11 protein-coding genes and 1 rRNA gene are annotated in these 15,326 nt (G+C 70.9%); 6 read left to right on the top strand and 6 right to left on the bottom strand.

Annotated features, from left to right (window positions below; translation table 11 throughout):
- Window positions 1–93, bottom strand: a 16S ribosomal RNA gene (locus tag H180DRAFT_RS27245); the annotation flags it as partial.
- Window positions 94–591: 498 nt separating this feature from the next.
- Here H180DRAFT_RS27245 and H180DRAFT_RS27240 point away from each other — a divergent pair.
- Window positions 592–1,041, top strand: coding sequence for a PTS sugar transporter subunit IIA (locus H180DRAFT_RS27240; protein WP_055488806.1), 450 nt, complete (start codon window positions 592–594; stop codon window positions 1,039–1,041).
- A gap of 84 nt (window positions 1,042–1,125) precedes the next feature.
- A complete protein-coding gene (gene ptsP, locus H180DRAFT_RS27235) occupies window positions 1,126–2,796 on the top strand; it encodes a phosphoenolpyruvate--protein phosphotransferase (protein WP_055488805.1) in 1,671 nt (556 codons plus the stop codon).
- A 125-nt stretch (window positions 2,797–2,921) separates the two neighbouring features.
- Here the strand turns inward: ptsP and H180DRAFT_RS27230 are convergent, their stop codons facing one another.
- On the bottom strand, window positions 2,922–3,884 hold the full coding sequence (locus H180DRAFT_RS27230) for a hypothetical protein (protein ID WP_055488804.1): 963 nt from the start codon (window positions 3,882–3,884) through the stop codon (window positions 2,922–2,924).
- A 96-nt stretch (window positions 3,885–3,980) separates the two neighbouring features.
- Entirely contained in the window at window positions 3,981–6,005 is a 2,025-nt protein-coding gene (locus H180DRAFT_RS27225; protein ID WP_055488803.1) for an acetoacetate--CoA ligase, read from the bottom strand.
- A 289-nt stretch (window positions 6,006–6,294) separates the two neighbouring features.
- Here H180DRAFT_RS27225 and H180DRAFT_RS27220 point away from each other — a divergent pair, with 289 nt between their 5' ends.
- Window positions 6,295–8,574 carry a TIM-barrel domain-containing protein gene (locus tag H180DRAFT_RS27220; protein WP_055488802.1) on the top strand — a complete coding sequence of 760 codons (2,280 nt, stop codon included), beginning with the start codon at window positions 6,295–6,297 and terminating at the stop codon, window positions 8,572–8,574.
- Between the two features lie 13 nt (window positions 8,575–8,587).
- Entirely contained in the window at window positions 8,588–9,439 is an 852-nt protein-coding gene (locus H180DRAFT_RS27215) for a M15 family metallopeptidase (RefSeq protein ID WP_055488801.1), read from the top strand.
- A 221-nt stretch (window positions 9,440–9,660) separates the two neighbouring features.
- Here H180DRAFT_RS27215 and H180DRAFT_RS27210 read toward each other — a convergent pair whose 3' ends face one another.
- A complete protein-coding gene (locus tag H180DRAFT_RS27210) occupies window positions 9,661–11,121 on the bottom strand; it encodes an aldehyde dehydrogenase family protein (protein ID WP_055488800.1) in 1,461 nt (486 codons plus the stop codon).
- Window positions 11,122–11,841: 720 nt separating this feature from the next.
- Here H180DRAFT_RS27210 and H180DRAFT_RS27205 point away from each other — a divergent pair.
- Window positions 11,842–12,576 (top strand): MIP/aquaporin family protein, encoded by a 735-nt coding sequence (locus H180DRAFT_RS27205; protein ID WP_055488799.1) that lies wholly within the window; start codon window positions 11,842–11,844, stop codon window positions 12,574–12,576.
- Between the two features lie 60 nt (window positions 12,577–12,636).
- The gene (gene glpK / locus H180DRAFT_RS27200; protein WP_055488798.1) at window positions 12,637–14,145 is read left to right on the top strand and encodes a glycerol kinase GlpK; all 1,509 of its coding nucleotides are present in this window, start codon (window positions 12,637–12,639) and stop codon (window positions 14,143–14,145) included.
- A gap of 85 nt (window positions 14,146–14,230) precedes the next feature.
- On the opposite strand, the gene H180DRAFT_RS27195 is transcribed toward glpK, so the two are convergent.
- Together H180DRAFT_RS27195 and H180DRAFT_RS27190 are read right to left on the bottom strand one after the other, a co-directional pair.
- On the bottom strand, window positions 14,231–14,860 hold the full coding sequence (locus tag H180DRAFT_RS27195) for a GTP-binding protein (protein WP_055488797.1): 630 nt from the start codon (window positions 14,858–14,860) through the stop codon (window positions 14,231–14,233).
- Window positions 14,841–15,320 carry a DUF742 domain-containing protein gene (locus H180DRAFT_RS27190; protein WP_055488796.1) on the bottom strand — a complete coding sequence of 160 codons (480 nt, stop codon included), beginning with the start codon at window positions 15,318–15,320 and terminating at the stop codon, window positions 14,841–14,843. Before H180DRAFT_RS27190 ends, H180DRAFT_RS27195 begins: the two co-directional genes overlap by 20 nt.
- Window positions 15,321–15,326 lie beyond the last annotated feature (6 nt).

Genomic DNA, 15,326 nt, shown 5'->3' with positions numbered 1-15,326 from the left:
TAATCCACCCCCGAAAGGGCTTCATCGTTCGACTTGCATGTGTTAAGCACGCCGCCAGCGTTCGTCCTGAGCCAGGATCAAACTCTCCGTGAATGCATCAAAAACACCACGAAAGAGCGGCACAACCAGGAGGAATAATCCCGGCGTGCACAGCATCCTCGCTGTCAATCAAAGAAATCCCACGCCTCCACAAACAAACCCGTGGAGAAACGAGGGTATCAACATATCTGGCGTTGACTTTTGGCACGCTGTTGAGTTCTCAAAGAACGGACGCTTCCATCACAACCCTCACAGGCCGCTCCGGGCGCTTCCCTCTCGGTAAACCCGACACTATCAAAGTCCTTGCCCTGCAATCGAATTGGGGCTGTCCGCCGAGCAGTCGGGCTCTCGGCCGCCCCCGAACAGTACCGGGCAGTAGAGGTGGAGGCAAACCGCTTTCGCGGCAGGAGCCAGACTGCGGGAGGGAAGGCACACGCCACGCCCTCCCGCTCGCGCTGAGGCGGCGGTTTCGATGACTTACGCTGCTCAACGAGGCGCCGTCCAGGTCAGCTCGGGGACGGCGGACGTTCCGTTCCCTCATCGGGAGGCACCATGACCACCGTCACGTCCCCGCTGACCGGAGTCGCCGTCGGACTCTCGGCGGTGCCCGACCCTGTTTTCTCCGCGGCGATGGTCGGTCCTGGTACCGCGGTGGACCCGGTGCGACAGCGCATCGAGGCCGTCTCCCCCGTCGAGGGGATCATCGTCTCGCTCCACCCTCACGCGTTCGTCGTCGTCGACGCGGACGGTCACGGTCTGCTGACTCATCTCGGGATCGACACCGTTCAGCTGAACGGAGAGGGCTTCGAACTCCTGGCAGCCAAGGGCGACACAGTGGAGCGCGGTCAGCCGCTCGTGCGATGGGATCCGTCCGCCATCGAGCAGGCGGGGAAGTCGCCCATCTCCCCGGTGATCGCTCTCGAGGCCGCTTCGGACTCACTCGCGGCCGTCCTCGAAGAGGGTGTGGTCGACACCGGCACCACGCTCTTCAAGTGGAAGTGACGCCGCACGAGTTCCCGCGCAGAGCATCTGGTGCCCACGACGTAGGGCGGCGCCGGGCCACCGCAGCAACCGGAGATGAGTGAGATGGACACAACCCTGCGAGGCGTCGGCGTGAGCCACGGAGTGGCGATCGGCGAAGTACGGCACATGGGCACGGCCGTCATGGAGCCGCCCGCCCGCCAGATCTCCGAATCCGAGGCACCGCGGGAACAACAGCGGGCACGGCGTTCCGTAGAGGCTGTGGCCAATGACCTCATCGCCCGCGGGAATCTGGCGGGCGGCGAGGCACAGGCGGTGCTGGAGGCGCAGGCCATGATGGCCCAGGACCCCGAACTGCTGGCCGACGTGGAACGCCGCGTCGCCGTGGGGAGCACGGCGGAACGTGCCGTCTACGACGCCTTCGCCTCCTACCGGGCACTTCTGGCCGGCGCCGGCGAGTACCTCGCCGGGCGCGTGGCGGATCTGGACGACGTGCGGAACCGCATCGTCGCGCGCCTGATGGGTGTACCGATGCCCGGTGTGCCCGACAGCGACAGGCCGTTCGTTCTCGTCGCCCGTGACCTCGCTCCCGCAGACACCGCGCTGCTGGATCCGGCACTCGTACTCGGCTTCGTCACGGAGGAGGGCGGGCCGACCAGCCACAGTGCCATTCTCGCCCGGGCTCTGGGAGTACCGGCCGTCGTGGCGCTGGGGGGTGCGTGCGAGGTGGCTGAGGGGACTGTGATCGCGGTCGACGGCAGCTCCGGGACCGTGCGCGTCTCCCCCAGTGAGGCCGAACAGGCCCGGCTGGCCCGGGAAGCCGAGGAGCGGAAGGCTGCGCTGGACGCGGCGAAGGGCCCCGGTGCGACGTCCGACGGGCACAAGGTGCCGCTGCTGGCGAACATCGGCGGACCCGCCGACGTGAGCGCGGCGGTCGAGGCCGGGGCGGAGGGAGTCGGGCTGTTCCGTACCGAGTTCCTCTTCCTCGACGACAGTACGAGGGCGCCCTCCGAGGAGAAGCAGGCCACGGTATACAGGCAGGTGTTCGAGGCATTCCCCGAGGGGCGCGTCGTCGTACGTGTTCTGGATGCCGGGGCCGACAAGCCGCTGGACTTCCTCACTCCCGGCGAGGAACCCAACCCGGCGCTCGGTGTCCGTGGTCTGCGTACGCTGCTCGACCACCCCGAGGTGCTCCAGGGGCAGCTCGCGGCGCTTGCCAAGGCGGCGGAGGGATTGCCCCTCTCTCTCGAGGTGATGGCTCCCATGGTGGCCGACCGCGCCGACGCCAGGGCCTTCGCCTCGGCCTGCCGGGAGGCGGGCCTCGCGGCCAAGTGCGGGGTGATGGTGGAGGTGCCCTCGGCGGCGCTGCGTGCCCGGTCGGTGCTGAAGGAGGTCGAGTTCCTCTCGCTGGGTACGAACGATCTCGCGCAGTACACCTTCGCGGCGGACCGTCAGGTGGGCGCGGTCTCCCGGTTGCAGGACCCTTGGCAGCCGGCGCTGCTGGACCTGGTCGCGCTCGCCACCGAGGCCGCGGCCGCGGAGGGGAAGAGCTGCGGCGTGTGCGGCGAGGCGGCTGCGGATCCGCTGCTGGCCTGTGTGCTGACGGGCCTGGGCGTGACCAGCCTGTCGATGGGTGCCGCCTCCATTCCGTATGTGCGGGCCACCCTCGCGAAGCACACGCTGGCGCAGTGCGAACGCGCGGGCGCCGCCGCGCGGGCCGCCGACAGCGCACACGATTCGCGCATCGCGGCCCAGGCGGTGCTCTCCGGCGAGTGAGCCGGACGACTGGCGTGGCCTGCGGCCCGGCGCCGTCACCTCCGGGAGAGCACCGGCGAACACCTGCCGCGGTGCATGCGCCGCCGGGCGGGACCGCACATTCCTGGTTCCGTCAACAGGTCCGGTCAGCAGTGCAGTTCACCTCCCGGGTGCGGAAGGGCATGACCAGGGGCGTACTCGACGCCGGGCTCGGGGGCAACGGGTTCCCGGGTGGCCGGGTCCGTGCAGTACGCGGCGAAGACCTCGGCGGCGCTCAGCGGCCGGAGCCAGCAGACGGAGGCCTCGAGCCGCCAGCCGCGCACCACGTCTCGCGGTGTCTGCTCGTCACCGCCGGTGCGGGAGACGGCGGTTGGCGCGCGGCCGGCTGCCGCGCGCGAGCCGCCCGTTTCCGTACGCAGCACGAGGCCTCCGTCGCTGCCGGTGGCGATGCCTGCGGCGAGGGCGGTGGTCAGTGCGAGCACCGCGGACTCGTGGGCGTCGAGGGCGCCTTCGGCGTCGCGCCGCACATCCAGTGCGGTGACGAGGGGCGAGCCCGGGACCGCGACGCTGGCCACCAGGTGGTGAACCCCGCAGCCCGCGGCTTCGAGCACCGCGCCCACCGCCCGCGCGGCCCGGTCGAATGCCGCCCTTCCGATGTCGCTCCCGCACCGGCCGCACGATCCCGCCCGCGCCAGGATCTCCACCCCGGCCTGCCAGGTGAGACGACAGGCGTGTGCGTCACGGAGCTCGGACAGCAGGCGGCCCAGAGCCTGCCCTGCGTACGGGACAGTGGTGCCGGTCGTGGCGACTTCGGCGACGTAGCGGCTGCGGCTCGCCGCGCTGTCCGCGTCGAGCCGCTGCTCCTGGCAGAACAACTCGTAGTCGACCGCGTCGAACAGTGCGAGACGGGCGTGCACTTGGTCCGCCGTCAGCGAGCGAAGCAGCCCTTCCAGTTGGTGAAGATAGTTCCGGTGGTCGTCGAAGGCGAAGGTCCGGTAGCTGCGCATGCGGGCGAAGTGCGCCTCGTCGGCCACTACCGGGACGATGTGCGGTGCTTCGCGGCGCAGGATGCGGCGCCGGCCGCGCTTGTTGCTTCTTGTGTGTGCCATGGACTCCCCCTCGGACCATACGGATCACTTGGTCACTCAGCGTAATCAGGGGGTCTGACAGTGGCGCGCCGGCGCCGCCCGCCCGGGTCGGGCCGGTCAGCTCTCGCGCTCCCGGGCCAGCCGTTCGTAGAAGCGGAGCAGTTCGACGTCGTCGACGGAGCCGGGGTTGACGGCCTTGTCGAGGCGGGCGCCCTGAAGGAGTCGCTTGACGGGGACTTCGAGACGCTTTCCGGTCAGGGTGTGCGGTACGCCGTCGATCTGAATGATCTCGTCGGGCACGTGGCGCGGCGAGAGCCCTTCGCGGATGGTGCGCTTGATGCGGTCACGCAGCGCATCGTCGAGCGCGGCTCCCTCGCTGAGATGGACGAAGAGCGGCATCCAGTAACCGCCGTCGGGCTTTTCGACTCCGATCACGAGGGACTCACGGATCTCCGGCAGGCGCTCGACGGCCTCGTAGATGTCGGCCGATCCCATGCGGACACCTTGCCGGTTGAGCGTGGAGTCCGAACGGCCGTGGATGACGACGGTGTTGCGTCCGGTGAGCGTGATCCAGTCGCCGTGCCGCCAGACGCCGGGGAACATCTCGAAGTAGCTCTCCCGGTAGCGCGTCCCGTCGGGGTCGTTCCAGAAGCGGATGGGCATGGAAGGCATGGGACGTGTGACGACGAGCTCGCCGACCTCGTCGGTCAGCGGCTTGCCCTGCGGGTCCCACGACTGCAGGTCGGTTGCGAGGGAGGGGGCCTGCAGCTCACCCGTGTGCACGGGGAGTGTGGGGACGGCGCCGGCGAAGCAGCTGCACACGTCGGTGCCGCCGCTGACCGAGGCGATCCACATGTCGTCGGAGACCTCGTCGTGGATCCAGCGGAAGCCGTCGGGCGGCAGGGGCGAGCCGGTGGTGGCGACGCACTTGACGCGGGAGAGATCCAGATCGCGGCCCGGATGGATGCCGGCCTTGCGGCATCCCATGATGTACGCCGCCGACGTGCCGAAGAAGGTCGTGCCCGTGCGGGCGGCCACGTTCCACTGGGCGTTCATGTCCGGGTGTCCGGGGCTGCCGTCGTACGTGACGACGGTGGAGCCGGTCAGCAGCCCGGAGATGAGGAAGTTCCACATCATCCAGCCCGTGGAGGTGTACCAGAAGAAGCGGTCACCGGGACCTGTGTCGCAGTGCAGTCCGAGCTGCTTGAGGTGTTCCAGGAGAATGCCGCCCTGGGACTGCACGATGGCCTTGGGCAGCCCGGTCGTTCCGGAGGAGTACAGGACCCACAGCGGATGCGCGAAGGGCACCTGCTCGAAGACGGGCTCGATGTCCGCCGAGCCGGTGAGCGCGGACCATTCGAGCGCCCCCTCGGGCGCGGGAGTGCCCAGCAGGGGGATGTGAACGACTGCGCGCAGACTGGGCAGTTCGCCGCGCAGCTCGGCCACGGTCCCCCGGCGGTCGTGTTCCTTGCCGCCGTAGCGGTACCCGTCCACCGTGAACAGCACGGCCGGCTCGACCTGCTGGAAGCGGTCCAGCACGCTGCGGGCTCCGAAGTCGGGCGCGCACGAGGTCCACACCGCGCCGACGGCGGCGGTCGCGAGCAGGGCCACCACCGCCTCGGGGATGTTGGGCAGGTAACCGCTGACGCGGTCGCCGGGGCCCACTCCCATACGGCGCAGCTCGGCGGAGAGGGAGCCCACCTGGCGCCGCAGTTCGCGCCAGGTGACGGGGCGGGGGTCGTGCTCCTCGTCGACGTGCAGCAGCGCCGGCTCGTCCACGCGTGCCGGGTCCTGCGCCGTACGCAGCGCGTGCTCCGCATAGTTGAGCTTCGCTCCGGGGAACCATTCGGCTCCGGGCATCGAGGAGTCGGCGAGAACCGTGTCGTACGGGGCGGAGAAGCGGACGTCGAACCACTCGGTGACCGCCTTCCAGAAAGCCGTCAGCTCCTCCACGGACCAGCGGTGCAGAGCGGCGTAGCTCGCCTCCGGGTCGCCGGGGACGGCGGGCGGCGCACCGTGGTGCTCGGCGGCCCAGGCCTGGAAGCGCGTGATCCTGGCGCCAGCCACTCGCTCCGCGTCCGGCTGCCAGAGGGGTTCCGGCGCGACGGGCTGCGGCTGCGGTGTGCTGTGCGCTGTGGTCATGGCGGCTCCCGGTCCGTTTGGGCTGGCGGCACGCCTGGCGGGCGTACGTGTGGCTGGTCAGGACGATGCCATGCGGTCATCGCTCACGCCAGGGCGCACACCACATGCCGTTCTCGCTGCGAATGTGGCGGGACCATGCTTCGACGGTGAGAGGCACGGGCGCACGCACCACACGTCGACGGGGTGTACGTGAAGGCGCAGGGGCGCACGGCACGAGCGGATGGTCCCTGGGTGAACTCCAGTTGAACGCCGCTGACTGCCGCCTCACCCCGCTGGCACCCTGAACAGCATGGATGGGCGTGGCCTGGTGGGGACGTTGAGGGCGGCGGGCGCGGCGTGGCGGGCGCGGCCGGGGCTCTCCTCATGGGGGCGCCGGCGTGCGGCGGCCGGCCGGGGCCAGTCGCACAGCGCCGAGCGGGCGCGTGTACCGGGTCCGGCGACCGGGGCGCTGGCACGGCCGGGGGGCGGGGTGATCCGGTTCGGGCGCTCGTCACTCTCGGTACAGGTGGCGGTGGGCGGAGCCGTCTTCCTCGGCTGGGACGGTGCGCAGCCGGGTCCGTCCTCGGCGCTGGCCGGGCCGGCTCCGGGGCCTGACACACGGGCGGTGCTGGAGCCCGACAAGGACGGCGGGTGGCGGGTGGTCTCCGAACGGCTCCTTGTGACCGTCTCCCGGCACGGCACCGTGGAGGTGCGTACTCCCGGCGGTGAACTGCTCCGCAGGGATCTGCCGCCGCGCTGGTGGGAGGCGGCCGCGGAGCCGGCGTCCGGTGCGCGGCAGCGAGTCGCCGGTGGCAACGGAAAGAGCGGCGAAACCAGCGGGAACGGGGGCGGAGCGGCTGCGGGTCCGGTGGCCGGCGAGGAAGCGGCCGAGGACGACGGGCCCGGGGCACCGCCGGGGCAGGGGCCGACACCGTCCCCGTCGGACGGCCGCTGGATGCAGCGCTCCCAAGTGGCCGCCGACGCCCGCTTCTTCGGGCTCGGCGGGCACGCGTGCGGGCCGCCGCTGCCGAACGGCTCCTATCGCCTTCGGGCATGGGACGGTGCCCGACCGGACGCGGACCGGGAGAGCGGCATGCCCCGCATCACCATGCCGGTGCAGCTGGTCGTGGCAGACGCCGGGACACACCTGGTCTTCCACGACAACCCGGGAGAGGGCCGGGTGACGGTCCGGGAAGGCGTGGAAGGCAGGGGGTCGGGTCACGACCGGCCCGGGCGCAGCGAGATCCGCATGGCCGGCGGGCCCTTGCGTTACTGGGTGATCGCGGGGCCGCCGGCTCGCGTGCTGCACAGCTGGGCCCGGCTGACGGGGGCTCCGGCGCTGCCGCCCGGCTGGGCGCTCGGCCATCAGTACGCGGGAGCCCATGGGGGGTCGGGCCGACGGGCACGGGATGCGGTCGCGGGCTACCGGGAACGTGAACTGCCTTTGCGTGCCTTGCGCTTGGAGGAGGACAGCAGCCCTCCCGGGCGCCGGCTCCTTTCGGGGGAGAGCGGGAGCCCGGCCGATCTGGCGTGCCTGGCAGCCGAGTTGAGGACCGACGGGGTGGAACTGGTGGCTCCGGGTGCGGCCGGTTCGGCGGTGACGGCCGCACCGGAGGCACCCGCCGAACCGGACTCACCGGACGCACCGGCGGTGAGTGAACCCCCCGACGCGGGCGAGGCGCCGGGGAACAGCGCCGGCACCGGCGCAGGCGTCCGAGGCGGCGCCCGCGCCGGCGGCGAGTTCACCCTCGCGTCCTCGGGCTGGGCGGGCATGCAGCGCGGCGGCGGCACCCGGGGCGGCGAGGTCCCCACCGGGTGGGAAGGGCTGCGCGCGTCGCTGTCCCTGGTCATAGGGCTGGGGCTGTGCGGTGTGCCGTATTCGGGCCCGGGGATCGGCGGATCGACCGGCACCCCGTCCGCTGAGCTGTATCTGCGGTGGTTCCAACTGGCCGCCTGGTACCCGCACTTCCACGCGTACGGCGTCAAGGGCAGCGGTCCGCGGCAGCCTTGGGCGTTCGGCAGCGAGGTACTGGAGGGCTGTGCGGCGGCGATGGCCGAACGGGAACGGCTGCGTCCCTACTTCACCACGCTGGCGCATGTCGCCCACCGCACGGGAGCACCGTATGTGCGCCCCCTGTGGTGGCAGCACCCTCGGGAGCGTCCGCTGCGGGAGTGCGGTGACGCCTTCCTGCTGGGTGACGCGCTGCTGGTGGCGCCCGTCTTGGAGGAGGGCACGCGACGACGTGCGGTGCGGCTGCCGTACGGACGGTGGTTCGAGACGGCCACGGGCGAGGTGCACGAAGGGCCGGGCGAGGTTCTGCTCGACGCACCGCTCTCGCGCATCCCCGTGCTCGCGCGGGCCGGCGCGGCGGTTCCGGTGACCGGAGCGGACGGGAGCCTGGAACTCGAGGTATGGACACCCGCACCGGGACGCCGCGGCAAGGGACTTGTCATCCGCGACTCGGGCGCAGGCGGCGCGGACCGCCCGGTGCCCGCCGAGCGGTTCACCGTCGTGCGGCGCGAGGACACCACGGTGGTGACCCGGGAAGACGGGGCTCCTGCGGGCTACCCGGTACGGGTGCGCGGCTGATAGACGATTGGCCATGGCAGCATTCAGAGGATCATTCAGCCGCACGGCTCTCACTGCCGCGCTGCTCTCCCTGGCGACTCTCGTGACCGCGGCGCCCTCGGCCACCGCAGCGACCGGCGGCCCTGCCGGTGCTGCAGGTTCCGGGAGGCACCAAGACCCGTCCGCTCCCGAGGAGTTCGTCGCGCTGCGCGACGTGGCTCCCTCCGTCATGCAGGAGATGCGCTACCGGACACGGCACAACTTCGTCGGCGACCGGGTGCACGGCTACCGGCAGGGCATGTGCATCGTCACCCGCGACACGGCGGAGGCGCTGAAGGCGGCGCAGCGCTCCGTCCTCAAAAAGGGCTATTCCCTGAAGGTGTACGACTGTTACCGCCCGCAGCGGGCGGTCGACCACTTCGTGGAATGGGCCAAGGACCTGGACGACGAGCGGATGAAGGACGAGTTCTATCCGCGCGTGGAGAAGGACCGCCTCTTCGAGGACGGGTACATTGCGGAGAAGTCGGGCCACAGCAGGGGCAGTACGGTCGATCTCACCCTCGTGCGGCTGCCTGCGCAGCCGACGCGTCCCTACCGGCCGGGCGAACCGCTGGTGCCCTGCTTCGCGCCCCAGGACGTGCGTTTTCCGGACAACTCCGTCGACATGGGCACCGGTTACGACTGCTTCGACACTCTCTCGCACACCGCCGACCCCCGCATCAAGGGCCGGCAGCGTGCCAACCGGATGCTGCTGAAGGACACCATGGCGAGGGCCGGGTTCACGAATCTCCCCGAGGAGTGGTGGCACTACACGCTCACCGAGGAGACCTTCCCCGACACCTTCTTCGACTTCCCTGTCTGGCGCCGGGCGCTCAACCCTCACTGAGGGCACGTCAGTCGGGCAGCCCAAGGTCCGGCTGCCCCGGTTGCGCTGCACCGACGCGGCGGACGGCGGCACGGCACCACCCACGTGGATCCCCTGCCGCCGTCCTGCCGTCGAGGACGGCACCGGCCCTGCGGCGGTTCTGCCCGGTGCAGGGCGTGCGCGCCTGTGATCGTCCGGTCACCGGTCCGTGACATGCGGGACGGCGGTGGAATCCTCGGTGCTCAGAACGGGTAGTGAGCGTGCCCGGCGGCCACGGTTACCCAACGGGTGTTGCTGAACGCCTCGATGCCCCAGCGGCCGCCGAACCGCCCGTATCCCGAGGCCTTGAAGCCGCCGAACGGCACCTGCGGTTCGTCCGCCACGGACTGGTCGCCCACGTGCACGATGCCGGTGCGTATGCGGCGCGCGACGGACAGGCCGTGCGTGCCGTTCTCCGTGATGATGCCGCACGTCAGGCCGTGTTCCGTGTCGTTGGCCAGGGCGACGGCCTCGTCGTCGTCGGTGAAGGTGGCGAGCGCGCAGAGCGGTCCGAACGCTTCGCCGTGGTACAGATCCATGCCCGGCGTGACACCGGTGAGCACGGTGGCCGGGTGCACGGCGTTCTCCGGCGCCCCTCCCCCGGTGAGCACTTCGGCACCCTTGCCGACGGCGTCCCGGACGAGTGCCGCCACGCGGTCCGCCGAGGCAGCGCTGACCATCGGGCCTATGACGGTGGTGGGTTCCTCCGGACCGCCGTGCGGCAGGGCTGCGACCTTCGCCGTGAACTTCCGGGTGAACTCCTCTGCCAGCGAGTCGTGCACGAGGATCCGGTCACCCGACATGCAGATCTGGCCGGCGTTCATGAACACCGCGAACGTCGCGGCGTCGACCGCGTAGTCCACGTCCGCGTCGTCGAGGACGATGACGGAGTTCTTGCCGCCCAACTCCAGTACGGCGGGCTTGAGATGCTGCGCAGCGAGATTGCCGATGAGACGTCCGACCCCGGTCGAACCGGTGAAGTTGACGGCGCGGACCGCGGGTTCGGCGATCAGCGCCTCGGCCACCTCGGCGGCGTCCTCGGGTGCGTTGCTGACGACGTTGAGCACACCGTCCGGCAGGCCGGCCTCCCGCAGGACGTCCGCCACGAAGTAGCCGCAGGACAGCGGAGCGTCCTCGCTGGGCTTGACGACGACGGTGTTCCCCGCGGCCAGCGGCGCGGCCACGGCGCGGGTGCCGAGGATCACCGGGGCGTTCCACGGCGCGAACGCGGCTACCACGCCCACGGGTTCGCGCACCGCGAGGCTCAGCGTCTCGCCGTCCTGCGCCGTGAGAACCTCGCCCCGGGGTGCGCTGACCGCGGCGGCCGCCTCGCGGAGCATGCCGGAGGCCAGCTGCACGTTGAACAGGGCCCAGGGCCGGCTCCCTCCGGCTTCCTGCGCCATGTACGTCGCGGCGTCCTCGGCCCGGGAGTCCAGGATGTCCGCGGCCCTGAGGAGAACGGCCCGGCGCTCGGAGGGCCCCGTGGCCGACCAGGCGGGGAACGCGGCGTCGGCGGCTGCGACCGCCCTGCGCACGTCCTCCGGACCGCCCGCGGCGACCGTGGCGTACACCTCGCCGGTGTACGGGTTGTGGTCCTGTGCCGTGCGTCCGGAGACGGCGGGAGTCTCCTGACCGCCGATGAGCAGGTCACGGTGGATGGTCATGGCGGGTCCTCCCGAGGTGAGTGCAGTCCGGGTGCGAGGTCTCACCGCCAGGGCACGGGCAACGGGGCCGCCGGGCACCGCGGACAAGACCATGTTCGCCAGACGAACTTCCGTTCATGGTCGCTGGCGGGAGTCTCCGGCTGACCTGCACCGGTGTCAACGGTGGTGCCCCCTCCGTCCCGCACCGTCCGGGCCCTCGGGGACGTCTCCCGGGTCCTTCGAGGGCGTCTCTCCCGCGTGCTGCGAGGGCGCTGGGACGACAGCGCCGGACCGCTCGGGGCCTCACGGGCCCCTCCGCGACAGCCGGGCCGGCTCGCTCCTGCGTCCCCCGGGCCTGCCGCGTCCGGCACCGGGCGGGCGTCCCTGCCGCCCTCGGCCCCTGGCTCGCGCCTCGTCGCGGCAGGGCGGAAGCGCCCGGCGGAACAGCCGCACAGCGTCCCGTGAGCGGCCCGGAATCCGGGGGAAATACGGAGCTGATCACTCCGACACGACGGCGATGTCGATGACCTCCACGCCCCCGCACGTCCATGATGTCAGTGCCCTTGACGGTCCCTCAGCTGCGATGAACACTGCCGACACGCTCGTCACGGAGACCGGGCGGGGTGGCGCGCCGGACCGTGATCAGCGGCCCTCTGCCCTGGCGCCGGCTCCGTGCCCGATCAGCACCATCCCGAAGGATCGTCCGGGGCGTCCGCCCCGCCAAGGGACAAGGGAGCCGTCATGAGCCAGTTCTCCAACACGGACATCTTCGCGGGCGAGGTCATCGGAACCGCGATTCTCATCCTGTTCGGAGCCGGTGTCTGTGCCGCCGTCAATCTCCGCTTCTCCAAAGCTGCCGCTTCCGGCTGGGTCGTCATCGCTTTCGGCTGGGGCTTCGGCGTGCTCGCCGGCGCCTACACGGCGCTGCCGCTCTCCGGCGGGCACATCAACCCCGCGGTGACCGTGGGGCTCGCCGTCGAGTCCGGCGAGTGGAGCAAGGTGCCGCTCTACATAGGCTCGCAGATGCTCGGGGCCATGATCGGCGCCGTCCTGGTGTGGGTGGCCTACTACGCACAGTTCGCCGCCAACGCCGATCCCGAGTTCGCCCAGGGAACGCTGGGCAACTTCTCGACCATCCCCGAGGTCCGCAACCCGGCCGCCAATCTCGCCACCGAGATAGTCGCCACCATCGCGCTGGTTCTGCCGATCCTCGCCTTCGGTGCGACCACGGCACTCGCCAGGACGGGCTCGCAGGTCCTCATCGTCTCGCTGCTCGTCGTCGGCATCGGGCTGTCACTCGGCGGCCCGACGGGGTACGCCATCAACCCCGCCCGTGACCTGGGGCCACGCATAGCCCACGCGCTGCTGCCGATCCCCAACAAGGGCGGGTCGGACTGGGGTTACTCCTGGGTTCCGGTCGCGGGACCGCTCGTCGGGGCCGTCATAGCCGCGGGCATCTTCAAACTCGCCTTCTGACCCCGGGCCCAAGACCCCGGGAGACTCGCCAGCACTCCGGTTCGGACAAGGGACGCGATCATGTCGGACAAGTTCGTCGCAGCGATCGACCAAGGCACCACGTCAAGCCGCTGCATCATCTTCAACCAGGACGGCGCCCCCGTAGCCGTCGACCAGCGCGAGCACCGCCAGATCTTCCCCAAGCCAGGCTGGGTGGAGCACGACGCCACCGAGATCTGGTCCAAGGTGCAGGCCGTGGTGGCCGGGGCCGTCGCCAAGGCCGGTCTGCGTGCGGACCAGCTGAGCGCGCTGGGCATCACCAACCAGCGCGAGACCACCGTCCTGTGGGAGCGGAAGACCGGGAAGCCGGTGCACAACGCCGTCGTCTGGCAGGACACCCGCACCGCCACGCTGTGCACCGAGCTGGGTGGCGCCGATGGGCAGGACCGTTTCCGCGACCGTACGGGCCTGCCCCTGGCCAGCTACTTCGCCGGCCCCAAGGTGGCCTGGCTGCTCGACAACGTGCCGGGACTGCGGCAGCGGGCCGAGGCCGGGGAGATCGCGTTCGGCACCATCGACTCCTGGCTGATCTGGAACCTCACGGGCGGCAAGGACGGCGGTGTGCACGTCACCGACGTCACCAACGCCGGGCGCACGATGCTGATGAACCTGGAGACGCTTCAGTGGGACCAGTCCATCCTCGACGCCATGAACGTGCCCGCGGCCGTGCTGCCGGAGATCAAGTCCTCGGCCGAGGTGTACGGCACCGCACACGGCCAGATCGCGGGCGTGCCGGTGGCCTCGGCGCTGGGTGACCAGCACGCGGCGCTGTTCGGGCAGACGTGCTACGACGTCGGCGAGGCCAAGAACACCTACGGAACCGGGTCCTTCCTGCTCCTGAACACCGGGCACCGGCCGGTGCCCAGCAAGAACGGCCTGCTGACGACGATGGCCTACCAGCTCGGCGGCGACGCCCCCACGTACTGCCTCGAGGGGTCCATCGCGATCACCGGTGCCCTCGTCCAGTGGTTCCGCGACCAGCTCGGCATCATCAAGGAGGCGGCGGAGATCGAGACGCTCGCCGCGAGCGTCGAGGACAACGGCGGCGCGTACATCGTCCCGGCCTTCTCGGGACTCTTCGCTCCGTACTGGCGTTCGGACGCACGCGGAGTCGTGGCGGGGCTGACCCGGTACGTCACCAAGGCGCACCTGGCGCGGGCGGTGCTGGAGGCGACCAGCTGGCAGACGCGTGAGGTCGTGGACGCGATGTACCAGGACTCCGGCGTCCACATCACGAGTCTGAAGGTCGACGGCGGTATGACGGCGAACAATCTGCTGATGCGGCATCAGGCGGACGTGCTCGGGGTGCCGGTGATCCGGCCGGTGGTCGCGGAGACGACCTGCCTCGGCGCGGCCTACGCCGCGGGACTGGCGACGGGAGTCTGGTCGGACCTCGACGAGCTGAGCAGCCACTGGAAGCGCGACGCCGAGTGGACCCCGCAGATGGACGAGGAGACGCGGGAGCGCGAGTACCACAACTGGCGCAAGGCGGTGCAGCGCAGCTTCGGCTGGGTGGAGGACGGCGAGTGACCGGCTGAGCGCGGCTCACGGCAGCCCGCAGCACGCGGCCGGGAGCGCCGCGGCGCGCAGGCGCCCCGTTCCCGTTCCGGTGGGTTCAGCGCACCGGGGCGGGGCGGGGCGCCGCCTGCTGTGCGGCGATGGCACGGCGCCTGGCGTGCTCGACGACCGAGACGAGAACGTCACGGACGGACTCGCGGCGCCGGGCGTCGCACACCAGCACCGGCACCTCCGCGTCGAGGTCGAGCGCCTCGCGGATGGCCTCGGGAGGGTAGATCTCCGCCCCGTCGAAGTGGTTGACGGCGACGGTGAAGGGGATTCTGCGCCGCTCGAAGTAGTCGATGCCGGCGAAACTGTCCTCCAGCCGCCGGGTGTCGACGAGGACGACGGCCCCCAGCGCGCCCTGCGCCAGCTCGTCCCACAGGAACCAGAACCGGTCCTGGCCGGGCGTGCCGAACAGGTAGAGCACCAGGGCCTCGTTGATGGTGATGCGGCCGAAGTCCATCGCGACGGTGGTGGTGGTCTTCGCCTCCACCCCGGCCGTGTCGTCCACCGGGCGTCCCGCCTCGGTGAGTGTCTCCTCCGTTCGCAGCGGCTTGATCTCGCTGACGGAGCCGACGAGGGTCGTCTTGCCGACGCCGAAGCCGCCGGCGACGAGCAGCTTCAGTGTCACGGGTTCGGCCGGCGACGCCGCGGCGGCGCCTCGCTTAGAGCGCCCGAAGGCCATCGATTACCTCTCTGAGAATGCTTTCGTCCGGCAGTTCCGCCGGAGGGACGGGCCGGCTGACGCGGACCCAGTCCGCGTCGATGAGGTCCCCGATGAGAACGCGTACGACGCCGACGGGAAGGTCGAGTTCGGCGGCGAGTTCGGCGACGGACTGCGGAGCCCGGCGGCACTGGACGACGATGTCGACGTGTTCCGGGGCAAGTGAGTTGTCCGCGTACACGTCTGCGTTGTCGTGGGTGCTGCCGCCGGTCTCCTCGCCGGCCGCGCCCTCGTGATTCTCGTCGTCCTCGCCGCCGTTCTCCGGGGGCTTCGCGTCCCCTTCACCGTCCCGGCTCTGGGCGATCACGAGTGCGATGAGGTCGAGTCGTGCCTCCTCGGAGCTGCTGCGGGTGCGGCCGCGCGTCATGGCGTACGGCCGCACCACAGGCCCTGCGGCGTCGTCGAACCACCGGTCCGTCATCACTGT

This window comes from Streptomyces sp. WMMB 322, from assembly GCF_900090145.1.
Classification (GTDB): Bacteria; Actinomycetota; Actinomycetes; order Streptomycetales; family Streptomycetaceae; genus Streptomyces.
Note: the sequence above shows the minus strand (reverse complement) of the source record. Positions and strands in the feature narration are given on the sequence as shown.